Origin of the sequence: Pseudonocardia sp. T1-2H, assembly GCF_038039215.1 — a bacterium.
Lineage (GTDB): Bacteria > Actinomycetota > Actinomycetes > Mycobacteriales > Pseudonocardiaceae > Pseudonocardia.
In genome coordinates, this window is the sequence record NZ_JBBPCL010000001.1 from 5,149,011 (window position 1) to 5,165,936 (window position 16,926).

14 protein-coding genes are annotated in these 16,926 nt (G+C 69.5%); 8 read left to right on the forward strand and 6 right to left on the reverse strand.

The window, feature by feature from the left end; all coding sequences use genetic code 11:
• Positions 1 to 4 precede the first annotated feature (4 nt).
• Complete coding sequence (locus WBK50_RS25420; protein WP_341338019.1) at positions 5 to 1,114, forward strand: class I SAM-dependent methyltransferase; 1,110 nt, start codon at positions 5 to 7, stop codon at positions 1,112 to 1,114.
• A gap of 4 nt (positions 1,115 to 1,118) precedes the next feature.
• Here WBK50_RS25420 and WBK50_RS25425 read toward each other — a convergent pair whose 3' ends face one another.
• Positions 1,119 to 2,525, reverse strand: a complete 1,407-nt coding sequence (locus WBK50_RS25425; protein ID WP_341338020.1) for a DUF2252 domain-containing protein — start codon at positions 2,523 to 2,525, stop codon at positions 1,119 to 1,121.
• 42 nt (positions 2,526 to 2,567) lie between these two features.
• Here WBK50_RS25425 and WBK50_RS25430 point away from each other — a divergent pair, with 42 nt between their 5' ends.
• The 4 genes from WBK50_RS25430 to WBK50_RS25445 all read left to right on the forward strand — a co-directional run bounded on the left by WBK50_RS25430 (position 2,568) and on the right by WBK50_RS25445 (position 6,998).
• Positions 2,568 to 3,311, forward strand: coding sequence for an IclR family transcriptional regulator (locus tag WBK50_RS25430; protein WP_341338021.1), 744 nt, complete (start codon positions 2,568 to 2,570; stop codon positions 3,309 to 3,311).
• Positions 3,312 to 3,381: 70 nt separating this feature from the next.
• The gene (locus tag WBK50_RS25435) at positions 3,382 to 4,326 is read left to right on the forward strand and encodes a PDR/VanB family oxidoreductase (RefSeq protein WP_341338022.1); all 945 of its coding nucleotides are present in this window, start codon (positions 3,382 to 3,384) and stop codon (positions 4,324 to 4,326) included.
• An 8-nt stretch (positions 4,327 to 4,334) separates the two neighbouring features.
• Positions 4,335 to 5,531 carry a cytochrome P450 gene (locus tag WBK50_RS25440; protein WP_341338023.1) on the forward strand — a complete coding sequence of 399 codons (1,197 nt, stop codon included), beginning with the start codon at positions 4,335 to 4,337 and terminating at the stop codon, positions 5,529 to 5,531.
• A 60-nt stretch (positions 5,532 to 5,591) separates the two neighbouring features.
• On the forward strand, positions 5,592 to 6,998 hold the full coding sequence (locus WBK50_RS25445; RefSeq protein ID WP_341338024.1) for a hypothetical protein: 1,407 nt from the start codon (positions 5,592 to 5,594) through the stop codon (positions 6,996 to 6,998).
• On the opposite strand, the gene WBK50_RS25450 is transcribed toward WBK50_RS25445, so the two are convergent.
• Genes WBK50_RS25450 through rfbB form a run of 3 tightly spaced genes read right to left on the reverse strand, consistent with a single transcriptional unit; the run spans position 6,999 to position 9,102 of the window.
• The gene (locus WBK50_RS25450) at positions 6,999 to 7,493 is read right to left on the reverse strand and encodes a MerR family transcriptional regulator (RefSeq protein WP_341338025.1); all 495 of its coding nucleotides are present in this window, start codon (positions 7,491 to 7,493) and stop codon (positions 6,999 to 7,001) included. It lies immediately after the preceding gene.
• Between the two features lie 14 nt (positions 7,494 to 7,507).
• A complete protein-coding gene (locus WBK50_RS25455) occupies positions 7,508 to 8,107 on the reverse strand; it encodes a dTDP-4-dehydrorhamnose 3,5-epimerase family protein (RefSeq protein ID WP_341338026.1) in 600 nt (199 codons plus the stop codon).
• A complete protein-coding gene (gene rfbB, locus WBK50_RS25460; protein ID WP_341338027.1) occupies positions 8,104 to 9,102 on the reverse strand; it encodes a dTDP-glucose 4,6-dehydratase in 999 nt (332 codons plus the stop codon). The genes WBK50_RS25455 and rfbB overlap by 4 nt, the downstream gene beginning before the upstream one ends.
• Before the next feature lie 20 nt (positions 9,103 to 9,122).
• Between rfbB and WBK50_RS25465 the strand changes: the two genes are divergently transcribed.
• On the forward strand, positions 9,123 to 9,968 hold the full coding sequence (locus WBK50_RS25465) for an SDR family oxidoreductase (protein ID WP_341338028.1): 846 nt from the start codon (positions 9,123 to 9,125) through the stop codon (positions 9,966 to 9,968).
• 317 nt (positions 9,969 to 10,285) lie between these two features.
• Here WBK50_RS25465 and WBK50_RS25470 read toward each other — a convergent pair whose 3' ends face one another.
• Both WBK50_RS25470 and WBK50_RS25475 read right to left on the reverse strand, forming a co-directional pair.
• Positions 10,286 to 11,149 (reverse strand): glucose-1-phosphate cytidylyltransferase, encoded by an 864-nt coding sequence (locus WBK50_RS25470; RefSeq protein WP_341338029.1) that lies wholly within the window; start codon positions 11,147 to 11,149, stop codon positions 10,286 to 10,288.
• Between the two features lie 550 nt (positions 11,150 to 11,699).
• Positions 11,700 to 13,043 carry a glutamate-1-semialdehyde 2,1-aminomutase gene (locus tag WBK50_RS25475; RefSeq protein ID WP_341338030.1) on the reverse strand — a complete coding sequence of 448 codons (1,344 nt, stop codon included), beginning with the start codon at positions 13,041 to 13,043 and terminating at the stop codon, positions 11,700 to 11,702.
• 112 nt (positions 13,044 to 13,155) lie between these two features.
• On the opposite strand from WBK50_RS25475, the gene WBK50_RS35400 reads away from it, so the two are divergent.
• Together WBK50_RS35400 and WBK50_RS25480 are read left to right on the forward strand one after the other, a co-directional pair.
• A complete protein-coding gene (locus WBK50_RS35400; protein ID WP_445942302.1) occupies positions 13,156 to 13,797 on the forward strand; it encodes a dTDP-4-dehydrorhamnose 3,5-epimerase family protein in 642 nt (213 codons plus the stop codon).
• A gap of 521 nt (positions 13,798 to 14,318) precedes the next feature.
• Complete coding sequence (locus tag WBK50_RS25480; protein WP_341338031.1) at positions 14,319 to 16,658, forward strand: UDP-glucuronate decarboxylase; 2,340 nt, start codon at positions 14,319 to 14,321, stop codon at positions 16,656 to 16,658.
• Positions 16,659 to 16,926: the final 268 nt, after the last annotated feature.

The following is a 16,926-nucleotide window of genomic DNA, read 5'->3' on the forward strand; positions in this document are numbered from 1 at the left end:
CGCCATGCCAGACGACATCTCGTGCCGGTTCTGCCGGTCCACGGGCGGCGAGCTCGTGCTCGACGCCGGGCTGCAGCCGGCCAGCGACCTGTTCCCCCTCGTCACGGAGCCGGGCCCGGACCCGGTCCACCCGCTCCGCATGTGGCTCTGCAGCGGCTGCGGGCTCGCCCAGCTGATCGAGGACCCGACGGTCCCCGAGGAGCCACGGGGCAAGGAGCCGGACGCCTGGATCGAGCAGGCGAAGGAGGCCGTCGCGGACATGGCCGGTGCCGGTCTGCTGGCGCCGGGCAAGGTCGTCTTCGAGTACGGCAGCCCGCACGGCGGTGACTGGATGGACGTGCTGCTCGAGCGCGGGCTCACGTCCGCGGCGAGCGGGCAGCAGGCGGACGTGATCATCGACAACATCGGGATGATGCACGACGCGGACCAGGCCGCGGCCCTGCGCGAGCGCGTGGACCGGCTCGCCCCGGACGGCGTGCTGCTGTTCCAGTTCCACTCGTTCCGGGCGATCATCGAGCACGGGCAGTGGAACGCGCTGCGGCACGGGCACTACGCCTACTACTCCACGCCGGCGCTCATCACGATGTTGGCGAGCGTGGGCCTCACCCCGGTCACCGCGTTCCGCTACTCGCTCTACGGCGGCACGGTGCTGCTCGCCGCCCGGCGGGGCGGCGTGCCGGACGAGGCCGTCGCCCGGATCGTCGAGGGCGAGAAGGCCGTCGGGGTGCTCGATCCCGCGGCCGCGCGCACCCTGCAGGAGGCCTGCTCCGCCACGGCGGACGAGCTGCACCGGTTCGTCGCCGCGGAGAAGGCTGCGGGCCGCACCACGCTGGGCTACAGCGCCGCGTCCCGCTCCGTCGCCCTGCTGAACCGGGCCGGGATCGGCCCGGAGCTCATGTCGCACATCGCGGACGCCGCCGAGGCCAAGGCCGGCCGCCGGCTGCCGGGGAGCGGGATCCCGATCATCTCCCCGGACGAGCTGGTGGCCGCGAAGCCGGACACCGTCGTCCTGTTCGTGCCGGATCTGCTGCCCGAGGTCCGCAAGGCGATGCCGGAGATCGAGGCGAACGGGGGCCGCTGGGTCGTGGCGGAGGAGATGACCGGCTCCGCGTAGCCGGTCACACTCCGGCCTCGCACGGCAGCTCCCCGCGCCGAACAGCACCGAGCAACGCCTCGTGGTCCCGCTCCGTCTGGTCCGCGTAGGCCTTCGCGAACCGGCACAGCGCGGTCCGGGCCTTGCCGCCCCCGCCCAGGTAACCCGAGATCATCGACGCCCCGCTCGTCCGGGCGTGCCCCTTGGCCAGCAGCAGCCCGCAGACCGCCGCGTAGTCCGCCAGCGCCTCGGGCCCGATCCCCTCGAGGACGATCGCGCCCTTCATGTCCCGGAACTGGCGCACGTAGTACTGCCGCCGCCCGACCGTCGTCCAGCCGAGCAGCGGGTCCGAGACGGTCTGCAGGGCCTGCTGGTACTCCACCACCCGCTGTCCCTGGTGGGCGTGCCACGCGTCGTCACCGTGCACGTACGGCGCGACGACGGACCGCCGGGCCTCCTTGAGCTGCAGGAACAGCACGTCGTCCGGACCGGAGCCCTCGCACAGCGCGATGTAGGCGCGCAGGCCCACCGACCCGACGCCGACGACCTTGTGCGCGATGTCCACCACCCGGTACCCACCGACGACCCGCGCCCAGTGCGGCGGCAGCGTCTCCAGGTAGGCGTCGAGCGCGACGGCGATCCGCTCGTACTGGGCTTCGTCGGGCCGGGTGATGAGCGGCGGCTCCGCGACGAGCGCCCGCGCGCCGCCGGAGTCCCGCACGAACCGCGGGAGCGCGCGGTCGCTGGTGCGTTTCCTGGCCCGGCGCGCGGCGTCGTCGACGGCCCTGCGGGTGGACGCCCTCGGCGCCCGCTGGTGCAGCAGGTCCGCCCCGATCCGCTCGTAGGAGCGCGCCAGCAGCGGCTGCTCGGCCAGGTACGCGAGGTGCCCGCGGTAGGCGTCGACGCAGCGGGCGGTGGCGGCCTCGCAGTCGTCCTCCGACGCGTTGTTGTCCCGCCCGGCCACCCACACGCTGGTGACGAGCCGGCGCAGGTCCCACTCCCACGCCCCGGGATGGGCCTCGTCGAAGTCGTTGAGGTCGAAGACCAGGTCCCGTTCCGGCGAGGCGTAGAAACCGAAGTTGGCCAGGTGCGCGTCACCGCAGATCACCGGCTGGATCCCGGTGGCGGGCAGGCCGGCGAAGTCCGACGCGTGCAGCGCCGCGGCCCCGCGCAGGAACGTGTACGGCGAGACGCTCATCCGGCCGATCCGCACCGGGACGAGCCGCTGGACCCGGCCGGCGTTCGTCTCGACGACGGAGCCGACCGCATCGATCGTGCGGTTCGACGGCGACCAGTCCCCGAGCGAGGAGCGCGGCGCCCGCTTCCGCAGGTCCTTGCCGATCCGGTAGCGCTCGGGGCGCGGCGTCGCCGGGGCCGAGAGGGACGCGAAGCCGCGCCGGTCCACGGACGCGACGACCACGTGCGGCTGCATCGTGCGTTGATACCGCACCCGCGCGCCGTCCACACTGCCGGAATGGCCCGATCGCCCAGCGGGGAGTCCGTGCTCACCCGGGCGGTGCGCATCCTCGACGCCTTCACCCCCGACGAGCCCGCGCTCCCGGTCTCCGTGATCGCACGTCGTTCCGGGCTGCCGGTCGCGACGGCGTCCAGGCTGATCGCCGAGCTCGTCGGGCACGGGCTGCTCGCCCGGGAGCCGGACCGCCGCATCCGGGTCGGCGTGCGGCTGTGGGAGCTGGGCCAGCGGGCGTCGCCCACGCTGGGGCTGCGCGAAGCCGCGATGCCGTTCCTGGCGGACCTGCACGACGTCGTCGGCCACCACATCCAGCTCGGGGTCCTCGAGGGCGACGAGGTGCTGTTCGTCGAGCGGCTCTCCGCGCCGGGAGCGGTCGTCAACTACACCCGGATCGCCGGGCGGCTGCCGCCGCACGCGTCGTCGTCCGGGCTTGTCCTGCTCGCGCACAGTCCCGGTGAGCTGCAGGAACGCGTCCTCGCGGCGCCCCTGGCGCGGTACACCGCGAACACGATCACCGATCCCGGACGGCTGCGCGCGACCCTCGCCGGGATCCGCCGGGAGGGGTACGTGCTGTGCGCGGGGCACATCCACCCGGAGGCGACCGGGATCGCGGTGCCGGTCCGGTCGGACACGCACGTGGTGGCGGCCGTCGCGGCGATCGTCCCGAACGACGAGCACGCGCGCGCCGCCGTTCCGGCCCTCCGGGCCGCCGCGCGGGGAATCGGCCGCCATCTCTCTCATTGAATGGAAATCTGCTGGTGACGCCGCCGCGCCGAGCCGCATGCTCTCGGCACCCAACGACGGGAGACAGGCAGTGGAGAGAGCACTGGAGCTCAGGGTCGTCGAGAAGGCGGCCGCATCGGAGGGCGTCGTCACGCTGACGCTCGCGAGGCCGGACGGCGGCCGGCTCCCGGACTGGGCGCCCGGCGCGCACGTCGACCTGATCCTCCCGAACGGCGACACCCGCCAGTACTCGCTCTGCGGGGACCGCTGGGACGCCCACACCTACCGCGTCGGGGTGCTGCGCGAACCCGCCGGGCGCGGTGGCTCCGCGTACGTGCACGACGAGCTGCGGCCCGGCGACCTGGTCGGCGTGGGCGGGCCGCGGAACAACTTCCCGCTGGTCCCGGGTGAGCGCTACCTGTTCGTCGCGGGCGGGATCGGGATCACGCCGCTGCTGCCGATGATCCGGCAGGCGGACCTGCTCGGCGCCGACTGGACGCTGGTCTACGGCGGCCGCACCCGGGCGTCGATGGCGTTCCTGGCCGAGCTCGAGGCGTACGGCGAGCGGGTGCACGTCGTCCCGCAGGACGAGTTCGGGCTGATCGACCTGCCCCGCTGGCTCGCCGAACCCGACCCGGCGACGAAGGTCTACTGCTGCGGCCCCGGCCCGCTGCTCGACGCGGTGGAGAGGGGCTGCTCCGGCTGGCCCGAGCACGCGCTGCGGACCGAGCGCTTCGTCGCGCGCGAGCAGGGGGCGCCGGCCCGCTCCGCGCCGTTCGACGTCGAGCTGGCCCGGACCGGCAGGACGGTCACCGTCACGCCGGACGTGTCCGTGCTCGACGCCGTCGGGCGGGCGGGCGTGGAGGTGCTCTCGTCCTGCCGGCAGGGCACGTGCGGCACCTGCGAGACCGACGTCCTGGACGGCATCCCGGACCACCGCGACTCGATCCTCGACGACGCCGAGCGCGCGGCGGGCGACTGCATGTTCGTCTGCGTCTCCCGCTCCCTCGGCGACCGCCTCGTGCTGGACCTCTAGGAGACGTCATGACCACCGCCACGATCCCCGCCACAGGCATCGACCCCTTCTCCCCCGAGGTCCTCGCCGATCCCCTCCCGTTCCAGGCCTGGCTGCGCGACGCGGGTTCGGTCGTGCACCTGGCCACGCACGACGTCTACGCGTTCGCCCGCTACGAGCAGGTGCACGCCGCGCTCGTCGACTGGCAGGGGTTGCAGTCCGCCGCCGGGGTCGGGCTGTCGAACTTCCGGTTCGAGAAGCCCTGGCGCCCGCCGAGCCTGCTGCTGGAGGCGGACCCGCCCCGGCACGACGCCCCGCGCCGGGTGCTCTCCGGGATCCTCGGGCCCCGGGCGCTGCGCCGGCTGCGCGAGCGGTGGTTCGCCGATGCCGAGCGGCTGGTGGACGAACTGCTCGACGGTCCCGACGAGTTCGACGCCGTCCCCGCCCTCGCCGAGGCGTTCCCGCTGCGCGTCTTCCCGGACGCCGTCGGCCTCGGCCCGGACGGCCGGGAGAACCTACTGCCCTACGGCAACCACCTGTTCAACGCCTTCGGCCCGCCGAACGCCCTGGTGGAGGCGGGCAACGGGCGGGCTGCGGAGCTGGCCGCGTGGGTCGGCGCGCAGTGCACCAGGGACGCGCTGTCCGGCGACGGGTTCGGCGCCGCGATCTGGGCCGCGTCGGACCGCGGCGAGATCACCCCGGAGCAGGCGCCGATGATCGTCCGCTCGCTGCTGTCCGCGGGCGTCGACACGACCGTGCACGGCATCGCGGCGGTGCTGCACGCGTTCGCGACCCATCCCGAGCAGTGGCGCCGTCTCCGCGAGCGTCCGGACCTCGCCCGCGTCGCGTTCGACGAGGCGGTGCGCTGGCAGTCCCCGGTGCAGACCTTCTTCCGCACCGCGACGCGCGACGTCGAGATCGGCGGGACGGTGATCCCGGACGGCAGCAAGATTCTGATGTTCCTCGGCGCCGCCAACCGCGATCCCCGCCGCTGGACCGAGCCGGACGCGTTCGACCTGGCCCGCGACCCGTCCGGGCACGTCGGCTTCGGGATGGGGCTGCACCAGTGCGTCGGCCAGCACGTCGCCCGGCTCGAGGCGGAGGCGCTGGTGACGGCCCTCGCCGCCCGGGTGTCGTCGATCGAACAGGTCGGCGACGGCGAACGGCATCTCAACAACACCCTCCGGGCCTGGGCGTCGCTGCCGCTTCGCGTCCACCGAGCGTGATCGACCGGCCCCGGATCGTTCACCACCGCACCTTGTCTCGCCCGGCTCTTTCCTAGAAGCATGGCCCTCATGCATGTCCGGGGGCTCCGCCGCGCGCAGGTCGGCGCTTCGCGCGGGGCGTCGCGTCTCACGCTCGTCGGAGCCATGGTGACCGGGCTCGCCCTGGTCTCCGCCTGTTCCGCCCCGACCCCGTTGTGCGACCAGGCCGCCGCGCTCGTCCCGCAGGGCCAGCTGGCCCAGGCGGCCGAGCTGTACGCGCGCGCCCGGACCGTGGACGAGGGCGGCTGCGCGGACGACGGCCTCGGGACGGTCGGCGGGCTGTACCAGCAGGCGTTCACCGAGGCCGCGCGCGGCTCGACGGCCGAGCGGACGGAGAACGTCCGGGGCGCCGTCGAGGCCTACGAGGCGGCGTTGCGGATCGACGCCGGTAACCAGGCCGCCGCCACCGGGCTGGCCCGTGTCGGGCGGCCCGTCGCCGCGGCACCCGGACCCCTGCCCGCGCCCGCACCGTCGGCCGGCCCCGTCCCGACGAGCTGGTGGGCCGGCAACGGGCCGATCATGGTCGGAGCGATCCTGTTCGCGCTGCTCGCGGCGGCGGTGGCCGGATGGCTGGCCACGCGCCGTTCCCGGCAGGGCGACGAGTCCGTGCGCGAGCTCGTCGCCGGCTCCGGCGCGCAGGTGGAGGAGCGGACGCGCGGTTGGCTGTTCGGGTTCCAGCACCGGTTCCGGCAGCAGCAGGCAGAGATCCTCCAGCTGCGACGGGTGCTGGACCGGATGCTCGGCGCGGGCGTGGCGGCCGGGGGCCCCCGGTACTTCGTGACGCGGACGGACGGCACCGGGCTCGCGGTGGGGGTCACGGTCGAGCTGCTGCTCGTCAGCGTCGCGGCTCCTCCGGCTGCGGACACCGACCCCGACCCGGACCTCCAACCCGCCCTCGAACCCGGCCACCGGCTCGTCGCCCGCCGGGTCCTGGACGACTCCGCGCCGGCGCCGCGCTGGTCGCCGAGCGAGGCGCCGGTCTCGGAGGTCGAGCGGGCGGCGTCGGAGCGGCGCTTCTACTCGGAGTGGACCTGGGTGGAGGAGCTGTGGGTGACGCCCGTGCGCAGCTCCCCGTCGTTGCTGCCCCTCGACCTGGAGGACCTCGACGACCGCTGGTCCCCGCTGCTGCACGGGCTGTCCCCGGAGGACACCACCGGAACGCCGCTGTGCTCGCCGTCGGACGCGTTGCACGAGGCCGTCGGCAAGGCGCTGGCTGAGACGGAGCAGGCGGACGGGGTGCGGGTCCGCACGCTCGCCGCCGTCGACGGGATCGTGGTCGGCCTCGCCCAGCACTGCCCGGTGCTCACCAACGCCCGGGTCCGCGCCCTGTCCCCCGAGGTGCTCGGGCTGGCGGCGTTCGAGTCCGCGGAGCGGGCGTTGGGGCGGGAGCTGGACGCGGTCGGGGAGCGGAGCCCGGTGCGGAGCTGATCAGCGCGGGCGTGGTCCGGCGCCGCCGGCGTGCCGGGCCTCGTCCCGGAGCCGGCCGACGAAGTCCTCCACCTCGGCGACCTGGTCACGCAGCTTCCCCAGGCGCTCCTCGGCCCGGTCGAGGTAGTGCTCGAGGTCCCGGCGCAGCCGAGCGCCGCTGTCCTCGTCGGACGCCTGGCCGGTGCGGGGCCAGACCAGCGCGCTCTCGCGGTCGCCCGTCTCGGCCTCGGCGCTCAGCAGCTCGCGGATCTCGAGCAGGTGCCGCATCTGGTCCAGGGTGAAGTTGAGCGGCTTCATGTAGCGCAGGAGCTTGATCCGGGCGACGTCCTCCTCGCTGTAGAGGCGGAACCCGCCCGGGCTGCGGGAGCTGGGCTTGACGAGGCCCATCTCCTCCCAGTGCCGGATCGAGCGGATCGAGAGGTCCACGCGAGCCGCGACCTCGCCGATCTGGAGCAGCGGCCGCGGTGGGTCGTCGGTGCTCGGCTCGTCCCGCATCCGGACATCCTGCCTCAGCCGCGAAGCTCCTCGTACCAGGCCGTGCAGGCCTGGTAGGACGGCAACAGCCCCGCGTCGCGCGCCTCGGCCAGCGAGGGTGCGTCGCGGTCCTTGTCCGACAGGATTGGCGCGAGGTCACCGGGCCAGGGCAGGCCCAGGGCCGGATCCAGCGGGGAGATGCCGTGCTCTCCGCCGGGGTTGTAGCCCGTCGAGCACAGATAGGCCATCACCGTGTCCTCGGTCAGCGCGACGAACGCGTGCCCGAGGCCCTCGGAGAGATAGACCGCGCGCATCGACTGCGAGTCCAGCTCGACGGCGACGTGCTCGCCGAAGGTCGGCGACCCGACCCGGACGTCGACGATCACGTCCAGCAGCCGACCCGACGGGCAGTACACGTACTTGGCCTGCCCCGGCGGGGTGTCCGCGAAGTGCACCCCCCGGATGACCCCCCGCGCGGACACGCTGTGGTTGGTCTGCGCCACCGTCAGGTCGAAGCCCAGCGCCTCCCGGAAGGCGACACCCTGGAACGGGGCCGCGAAGACCCCGCGGGAGTCCGGGAACGACGGCGGCTCGAACACCCACGCCCCGGCGATGTCGAGCTCGGTGGCCTTCACCGGTGCGCCCCCGCCCCCTGTGAGGCAGCCTTGAGCGGCTCCCACCAGGACCGGTTCTCCCGGTACCACGCCACCACCTCGGCCAGCCCGGTCTCGAACGACACCGCCGGCGAGTACCCCAGCTCGTCGCGGATCTTCGACCAGTCCACCGAATAGCGCCGGTCATGCCCCTTGCGGTCCTCGACCGGCTCGATCATCGACCCGTCCGCGCCCACCGCGTCCAGAAGCCTGTAGGTGAGCTCCTTGTTGGTCAGCTCGGTCCCGCCGCCGATGTTGTAGATCTCCCCCGCCCGGCCGGCCTGCGCGACCAGCGCGATGCCCGCGCAGTGGTCGTCGACGTGCAACCAGTCCCGCACGTTCAACCCGTCCCCGTACAACGGGACCCGCTTGCCGTCCAACAGGTTGGACACGAACAGCGGGATGACCTTCTCCGGGAACTGGTGCGGCCCGTAGTTGTTCGAACACCGGGTGATGCACACGTTCAACCCGTGCGTGCGGTGATACGCCCGCGCCAACAGATCCGAGCTCGCCTTCGACGCCGAGTACGGCGAGTTGGGCTCCAACGGCCACGTCTCCGGCCACGAACCCTCCTCGATGGATCCGTACACCTCGTCCGTGGACACGTGCACGAACTTGCCGACCCCGGCGTCCAACGCGGCCTGCAACAGCACCTGCGTCCCCACCACATTGGTCGACACGAAGTCCGCCGCGCCCGAGATCGACCGGTCCACATGCGACTCCGCCGCGAAGTGCACCACCAGGTCCGTGCCGCCCATCAGCGTCGACATCAGCGCCGGGTCACGGATGTCGCCCTCCACGAACTCCACCCGCGGCGAGTCCAGCACCCCGGACAGGTTCGTCAACGTCCCCGCATAGGTCAGCAGGTCCAGCACCACGAACTCCGCACCGGCCAGGCCCGGGTAGGCACCCGACACCGCCCGCCGCACGAAGTTCGACCCGATGAACCCGGCCCCGCCCGTCACCAACACCCGCATACGCGGCAGAGTAACGAGCCATGCGCGCGATCATCCTGGGTGCTCGTGGCCAGCTCGGCTCGGCGCTGGCCGCCGCGATCCCGGACGCCACGGCCCTGTCCCGCACGGACCTCGACATCACCGATGCCGACGCCGTCGCCGCCTTCGACTGGTCCGGCCACGACACGATCCTGAACGCCGCCGCCTACACCGCCGTCGACGCCGCCGAGACTCCGGAGGGGCGCGTCGCCGCGTGGCGCGCCAACGCCGTCGGCCCGGCCAACCTCGCCCGGGCCGCCCGGGAGCACGACCTGCGGCTCGTCCACGTGTCGAGCGAGTACGTCTTCGACGGCACCCACGGCGGCCCGATCCCCGAGACCACGCCGCTGTCCCCGCTCAGCACGTACGGCGCGTCGAAGGCGGCGGGCGACGTCGCCGTGGCGCTCGCGCCGAGGCACTACGTCGTCCGCACGACCTGGGTCGTCGGGGCGGGCGGCAACTTCGTGCGCACGATGTCGGGGCTCGCCGGGCGCAGGATCTCCCCCGCTGTCGTCGCGGACCAGATCGGCCGGCCCACCTTCGCCACGGACCTCGCCGCCGCCATCCTGACGCTGCTCGACGGCGACGCCGAACCCGGCACCTACAACCTCACCAACACCGGCGAGCCCGTGAGCTGGGCGGACGTCGCCCGCGCGGTCTACGAACACGCGGGGCGGCCCGGTTCGGACGTCCGGGACACGAGCACCGCGGAGTACTTCGCGGACAAGCCGTCGGCCGCGGCCCGCCCGCTGAACAGCGTGCTGGACCTGGACAAGGCCGCGAAGGCCGGCGTCGTGCTGCCGGACTGGCGGCGGAGCCTCGCGGAGTACCTGCACGCTCTAGCGTAGGTCCATGCGCCACCGGTCGCGCACCTGGCGTGATCCCCAGCGAGCCGCCAGACCGACGCGCGCAGCCGGGATCACCGGGATCTGCCACCGGACCTGGTGGTATCGGGCTCAGCCGGGTGTTCCCGATGCTGCCGGCGCCCCGCGCGGGCCGGTCACGAGTCCTCCGCAATGGCACCTCGAGCCCCACGCCGCGCTGTACATCGCGCGACGGGAAGGCCATCGGGTCGCTGCACGAACGGTATCGGGGCGGTCGGGTCCGGCAAGTTCCTCCGCACGGCGCAGGTCGGCGCGTAAGGACGAGCAGTGTCAGTACGACGTTATAAGACGCCGATCCGCACGGATGCGGACGATCCGGGAGCCGACGACGAGACGGCGATCGGCTCCGGGAGCGGGTCGACGTCCTGTGCCCCCGCTGTCTCCCAGACCATCCAGGGCCTGAAATTCGCCTGATACGCGGCTTCCAGCGCGTTGCGCTCCTTGACCGTGTCCGCCGGCTGCCAGAAGCCACGATAGGAGTGCCCGAGCAGCCGACCCTCCTTCGCCAGGGTCCCACAGGCGTCGGCGACCAGGTCACAGTTCTCGGGGAGATACTCGAAGATCTCCGGGCGCAACACGAAGTAGCCACCGTTCTCCCACAGCGCCATCTCCTGCAGCGTGGTGATCGACGAGATGGTGCTGTCGTCGCCCACGTCGACGCAGTGGAACGCCGACTGCGGCGGCACCGCCAGCAGCGCACCGACCGCGTCGGACGCCCGGAATCGGTCGACCATCTCGTTGAGCGGCAGATCCGTGAGCACGTCGGCGTAGTTGGCGAGAAACATGTCCTCGCCCTCGACGAGTGCCTTCACTCGGCGCAGCCGCTCGCCGATTGGGCTGTCCAGCCCGGTGTGCACGAATGTGATCGTCCAGTCCTCAATGTCGCTGCCGAGCAGCTCGACGTCCCCGCCGCGCAGCACGAAGTCGTTGGACGCGGTCTCGTCGTAGTGCAGGAAGAAGTCCTTGATGTGGTGGGCGCCGTAGCCCAGGCACAGTACGAAGTCCCTGTGTCCGAAGTGGGCGTAGTACCGCATCACGTGCCAGATCAGCGGCCGGGGACCGACCGGATGCATGGGCTTGGGCAGGTCGGACACGCCGTCGCGCATCCGCATCCCAAATCCGCCGCAGAACAGGACGACCTTCATATCCGGCCACCTCCAGTATCGCGATCTAAGGACGCTCTTGGGTTCTCGTCATCGGAAGCACCCGACCGCTCGTCGGCCGCCCAGCAGCCGGGCTGCTGACGCGGCGCGGGGTGCATCACGGCGTAAGGCCGTTTGTGAACTCGCACGCTCGGTCACGTGTGTTACGCCGAACTCCAGGGAGCCACGCCAGATGTGGCCTGCCGTCGCACTGTTGATCGACCAGCGTGTACGGCCGCCGCTCAGTTTGCCACTTCCGGTCCGCCCGACGGTCGACCGCGAGCCGGACGTAATCGGGAGCTACGAAATTTGCCTATTCCATGAAGCATGCTCCTCACTGAAGCTTATCAGCTCCCTCTCCGTATTGTCACGGATGATTTCAGTCGTCGGCCTACCGGATCGTCGCATTTTGATGACATATTCTTCGGCCCGCCGAGCTGCTCGGGGGGCTAATTGCCGAGGAGCGTCTAGCGGAGGCGCGCATTGGAAACGAAGGGCATGTGATCGACGGCAGTACGGGAAACGGCGCTTCACATCTCGGCGGTGGGCATCGTCACGGGCGCAGGCCCCGGGGCTTTGCATACAGACGATGCGCGGGCGCCACGGGGCGGCCACTGAACAAGTCCTCCGGCCGGCCGGTCTCGAGGGCCTTCCGGTAGGCGACCACGGCACCACGAGCAGCCTCTACGGTCTGTTCGACGTCGACGTCGGTGTGCGCCGCCGAGATCACATAGGACTGGCCGAGGACCCCTCGCCGCAGGATCTCCTGCAGAAACAAGGTGCGCATCGCCTGCGACGGGGCTCCGCTCGCGTCAGTCGTCCGGAAGACCAGACACGCCGGTCGCCCGACGACCGACAGGTGCGCGGCGACGCCGGCCTCGGCCGCCACGGAGTTCACGCCGGCGGCCAGCGCTGCGCCTTGCCGCTCCATCGTGGCGATCGGGTCGGTCTCGGTGTAGGCGCGCGCCACTGCGCGGAACGCAGCCAGTGACATCGCGTCCCCTCCGTGGGTGCTCGACAGCAGGAAGACCCTGGGTCGGTCGGTCTTCAGCCCGCCCAACTCCATTAGCTCACGGCGCCCGGCGAGCGCGGCGATGGGGAAGCCGTTGCCCATACCTTTGCCCCATGTCGAGAGGTCGGGCCTTACTCCGTAGACCGACTGCGCTCCGCCGGCGGCCCAGCGAAACCCCGTGATGGTCTCGTCGAAGATCAGTACGACGTTGTGCTGATCGCACAGCTGGCGGACGCCGGCCAGAAAACCCGGCGCGGGCTCCGTCTGCCCGGTGGCCGCCTCCATGATGACGCAGGCAACCTCCCCCTCGTTCTCTCGAAGGGTCTGCCGTAGTGAGCCGAGGTCGTTGTATCCGAAGTAGCGGACGAGCGCCCGGATCGCCTCCGGGACCCCGGTATTGATCGGTAGAGTCCCGACGAACCAGTCCTGTGAGCTGAAATACGGCTGGTCGCGACACATCACCACGAGGTCGCGCCCAGTGGCGGCCCGGGAGAGCCGGATAGCAGCGCTGGTCGCATCCGAGGCGTTCTTGGCGAACTTGACCATGTCGGCCGAGGGGACCAGGCGAAGGAAGTCCTCTGCGGCGGCGAGCTCCACTTCTGTTGGGCGGGTGAACGATATTCCGTCGTCCAACACAGCCCGGACCGCATCCACCACGGGCTGGTAGCCATGCCCGAGAGTCACCGCGCGCATACCCATGCCATATTCGACGAACTCGTTTCCGTCAACGTCCCAGACCCGGGCTCCGCGGCCGCGGACCAGGATCGGAGCCATCTTCTCCGGGTACTGATCGGAGCCTTTGGCGAAGGTATGAGCCCCACCCGGAACAAGGTCGTGCAAGCGATCCTGGTAGACATTCGATCGCTCGAAACTCACACCCGTCATCAGTGATCCTCCGCGTCTCCGTTTGAGCAATTCCCTGCCAGTGCGGGCTCGCCCCACACTGGTCCTGGCCGACCGGAAGACTCTTCGTCCACGGAGGAGTCGCGACTTCCACATGATCATCGCGCCGACGGCGAGTCGTCCGTTCTCGACGAGACGCGGGTCGAGGCGAATCGACCGAGCGATCGCTGAATCTCATGGTCTTCGTCCAGAAAGCTTCATCCAAGACAGCCAGTCACAGTCCAGATACAGAACGTTGGGAGGGGTCGGCGGGCGATCCGGAGTGGGAGAGGCCGGTCTTGCTCGAGGTGCCCGCGGCAGCGTTTCGACGGTGCTCGTGGACGCCCGGCTTCGCTCGCCAACTTTCGGACAGCATATGACGAACCATCCTCGACGACCAAGGGCTCGCGCATGTCTATGCCCCCGCGAGCGTCCTGCACGGCCTTCAGGCCCGACCCGAAGCAGACCGGCCGATGATCGCGACTGCACATTCGCAGCCCTGCCGCCACGCACCAAGGTGATCAGCGAAAGGATCTATCGCGGTGCGTGGGTGAGCTGCTGCTGGATCGATTCCACCCTCACTGGCCGAGCCACTCGCTTCCTGCTCGTCAGGCAGAGGAAATTGATCGACTCATGGCGCCGAGCTGATCTAGTTCACGCTGCCGGAATCGCGTGGGACGGTGGCGGCACGCCGGGCTCCAAACTGACCCGACGAGTCATTTGTCCGCATTCCGGTCCGAGCAGAATAGGCCGGTGATCGTCAGTTGCCGACCGCATCGACCCTTGATCAATACTAGCCCAAGCAGGTGACGAATCGGCTGACCGAGCCGCGATAGGTAACACAGCGCGTCCCCGATCCGAGCCGAGCACCAGACCGCACGCCCGTTCGTGCTTCGATCGGTCACGAATTGCGTATGCAGTGTCACACACGGTTTGGATCAATCAGTAGCACCGAAGGATACCTATGCCTCTGCAGACGCACTCGGTGAGCTGCGCGCCGTCTGTGCGACCGAGGGGCACAGATGGAGGACCCCGAGTGAGCTGCGGTTTTTCTACGGCCAGACTGCCAGTCTGTTGCCGACCATCCTGCCGCTCCGGCTGTCCCGTGCTGATCACAGCACGCCTCGCCGCCCAGTTCCGAAGAGCCCGGAGAGCCCGTTCTGATCGGACAACCTTCGCCCGATACGGCGGCAGGTTCAAGCAAACACCAGAGAGCCCAGCTGATACGAGAAGCTTGTTCTTGTCTCAACTCCTCAGAGGGGAACGGAGTTCACTGCTATGAGGCAGCGTGCTGTAGTGACTGGGGGTGCGGGATTTCTGGGATCGCACCTTGTGGAGCGACTGCTCGGCGAAAATATTGACGTAGTATGTTTTGACAACTTCTCGACCAGCACACCGGACAACGTTGCACACCTGCAGGGATATGACGGATTCAGATTGGTGCGAGCCAACGTCACTGACTACATATCCGTTCCCGGTCCGGTCGATTTCGTACTGCACTTTGCCTCGCCAGCATCGCCAATCGACTACGCCGACCTTCCCATTCAAACTCTCAAGGTCGGCTCCATCGGCACCATGCATACATTGGGCCTTGCAAAGGAGAAGGGCGCACGTTATCTGCTGGCATCAACGTCCGAAACTTATGGCGATCCGCTGGTGCATCCCCAGCCGGAAACCTACTGGGGAAACGTTAATCCCGTCGGACCGCGGTCGTGCTACGACGAGGCAAAACGCTTCTCAGAGGCAATGACGACAGCGTACCGCACACGCCATGGCGTGAGCACTGCAATCATGCGGATATTTAATACTTACGGCCCCCGCATGCGGCCGAACGATGGTCGCGCTATTCCGACCTTCGTGCGCCAGGCCCTGACAGAACAGGCCATCACCGTTGCCGGCGACGGAAGTCAGACGCGCTCCGTGTGCTACGTCGATGATTTGATCGAGGCAACACTCCGGCTACTCTTCTCGGACTTGAGCGGGCCGGTGAACGTCGGGAACCCCCACGAGCTATCGGTACTGAAGCTCGCTGAGATCGTTCGTGAACTTGCCGAATCGTCGTCGCGCATCGCGTTTGTTGACCGTCCTACAGACGATCCGTCGGTGCGCCAGCCAGAGATCAATGTGGCGCGCAGTCAACTCGACTGGGAGCCCACGGTGAGCCTGGAGGACGGGCTCAAGAGGACCATCAGCTGGTTCAGGGATCGCCCCGACCTCCTAGATTTAGGGTTCACCACCGTCCGGAGTCCGGCAATATTGGCATCAGCTCAGATCGCGCATGAGCAAAAGCGTCACAAGATCGCTGTTGTTGGTACAGGATATGTCGGGGCGGTCACATCCACCTGCTTTGCGGCGCTCGGCCACGACGTCTGCGGACTCGACACGGACCCCGTGCAGACGGGGCAGCTCAATCGCGGACAGGTTCCGTTCTATGAGCCGGGGCTCCCGGAGTTGCTGACATCCGCCCTGGCAACAGGCCGGCTACGATTCACCGACGAGCCCACGAATGCACTTGCGGACGCCGATTTCGTCTTCTTATGCGTCGGAACGCCACCGTCAGCAAGCGGCATGCCGGACCTCGTCCAGATCGAGGCTGCCGTCAAGTCTCTAGCGCCGCACCTTCGTCCGAACAGCGTGGTGGTCAACAAGTCGACCGTACCGGTAGGGCTGGGCAACTGGGCACGCACGATGCTGGAAGACGCACTGCCGCCCGATCGACGCTCAGCTTTCCACGTGGTTTCGAACCCGGAGTTCCTCCGCGAAGGCTCCGCCGTCGCAGACTTCCTACATCCGGACCGTATAGTGCTCGGCGGCGATGATGCAGGAGTTCATCGAGTAGCGGAGCTGTACCAGCCAGTGCTTGATCAGGCCTTTACCGGCGGCCGAAGGACCCGAAAGCCCCAGCTGATCATGACGCAGCTCCAGTCGGCAGAGATGATCAAGTATGCGGCGAACGCATTTCTGGCATGCAAGATCAGTTTTGCGAACGAGATCGCCAACCTGTGCGAACTGGTCGGTGCGGACGCCCGCCAGGTCCTCCCGGCGATCGGCGCGGATCATCGCATCGGTCCGGCATTCCTGTCACCCGGGATCGGATGGGGCGGCTCCTGCTTCGGCAAGGACATCGCTGCCCTAGTGGCGACCGGCCAGGAATACGGATACGCGCCGCCGTTGCTGCACGCAGTCGTAGACGTGAACCAGATGCAACGCGCCGCAGCGATCCGCAAGCTGCAGCGGGAACTCCGTGTACTCAAGGGTCGCCGAATTGCCATCCTGGGCTTGGCGTTCAAACCCTGTACCGACGACCTGCGTGACGCACCTGCTTTGGACATAGCGCGGCGTCTACTCGCGGCCGGAAGTATCGTCTCCGCTTATGACCCCGTCGTGAAGAAGCTACCTGACGACCTCGCGGCGATAAGGCTCGCGACCGACGTATACGATGCCGCCGATCGCGTCGACGCAGTCGTCCTTGCTACTGAATGGTCCGAGTTCCTCGACATCGATGTGGACGCATTACGCCGAGTCATGAAGGGCGACCTCGTGCTCGATGGCCGAAACTTTCTCGCGGATGTAGCTTTTGCCGACTCGGGCGTGCGGCTTGAGGGGTTCGGCTGGTGATGGAGGCATCCGGTAGACGGTCCTGCTCAATGCGTGTTGTTCGGGCTCTCATCTACCGCCCTCCCGCGGGTACGTTTGGGGTCGGCGCAACTATCGAACGATGAAGGGATCGGACGGTGACCTCGGGGACCTCGGTGCCTTCGCTCGTGATCGCCTGATCCGGCCCGACGACGCCCGCGGCGTCCTCGCCCTGCGCGTCCGGGGCGAGCAGGCTCTTACGCCGGACTCCCGGGTGGCGCTAGGCACCCGGCGCGACCGGTTCGGCCTG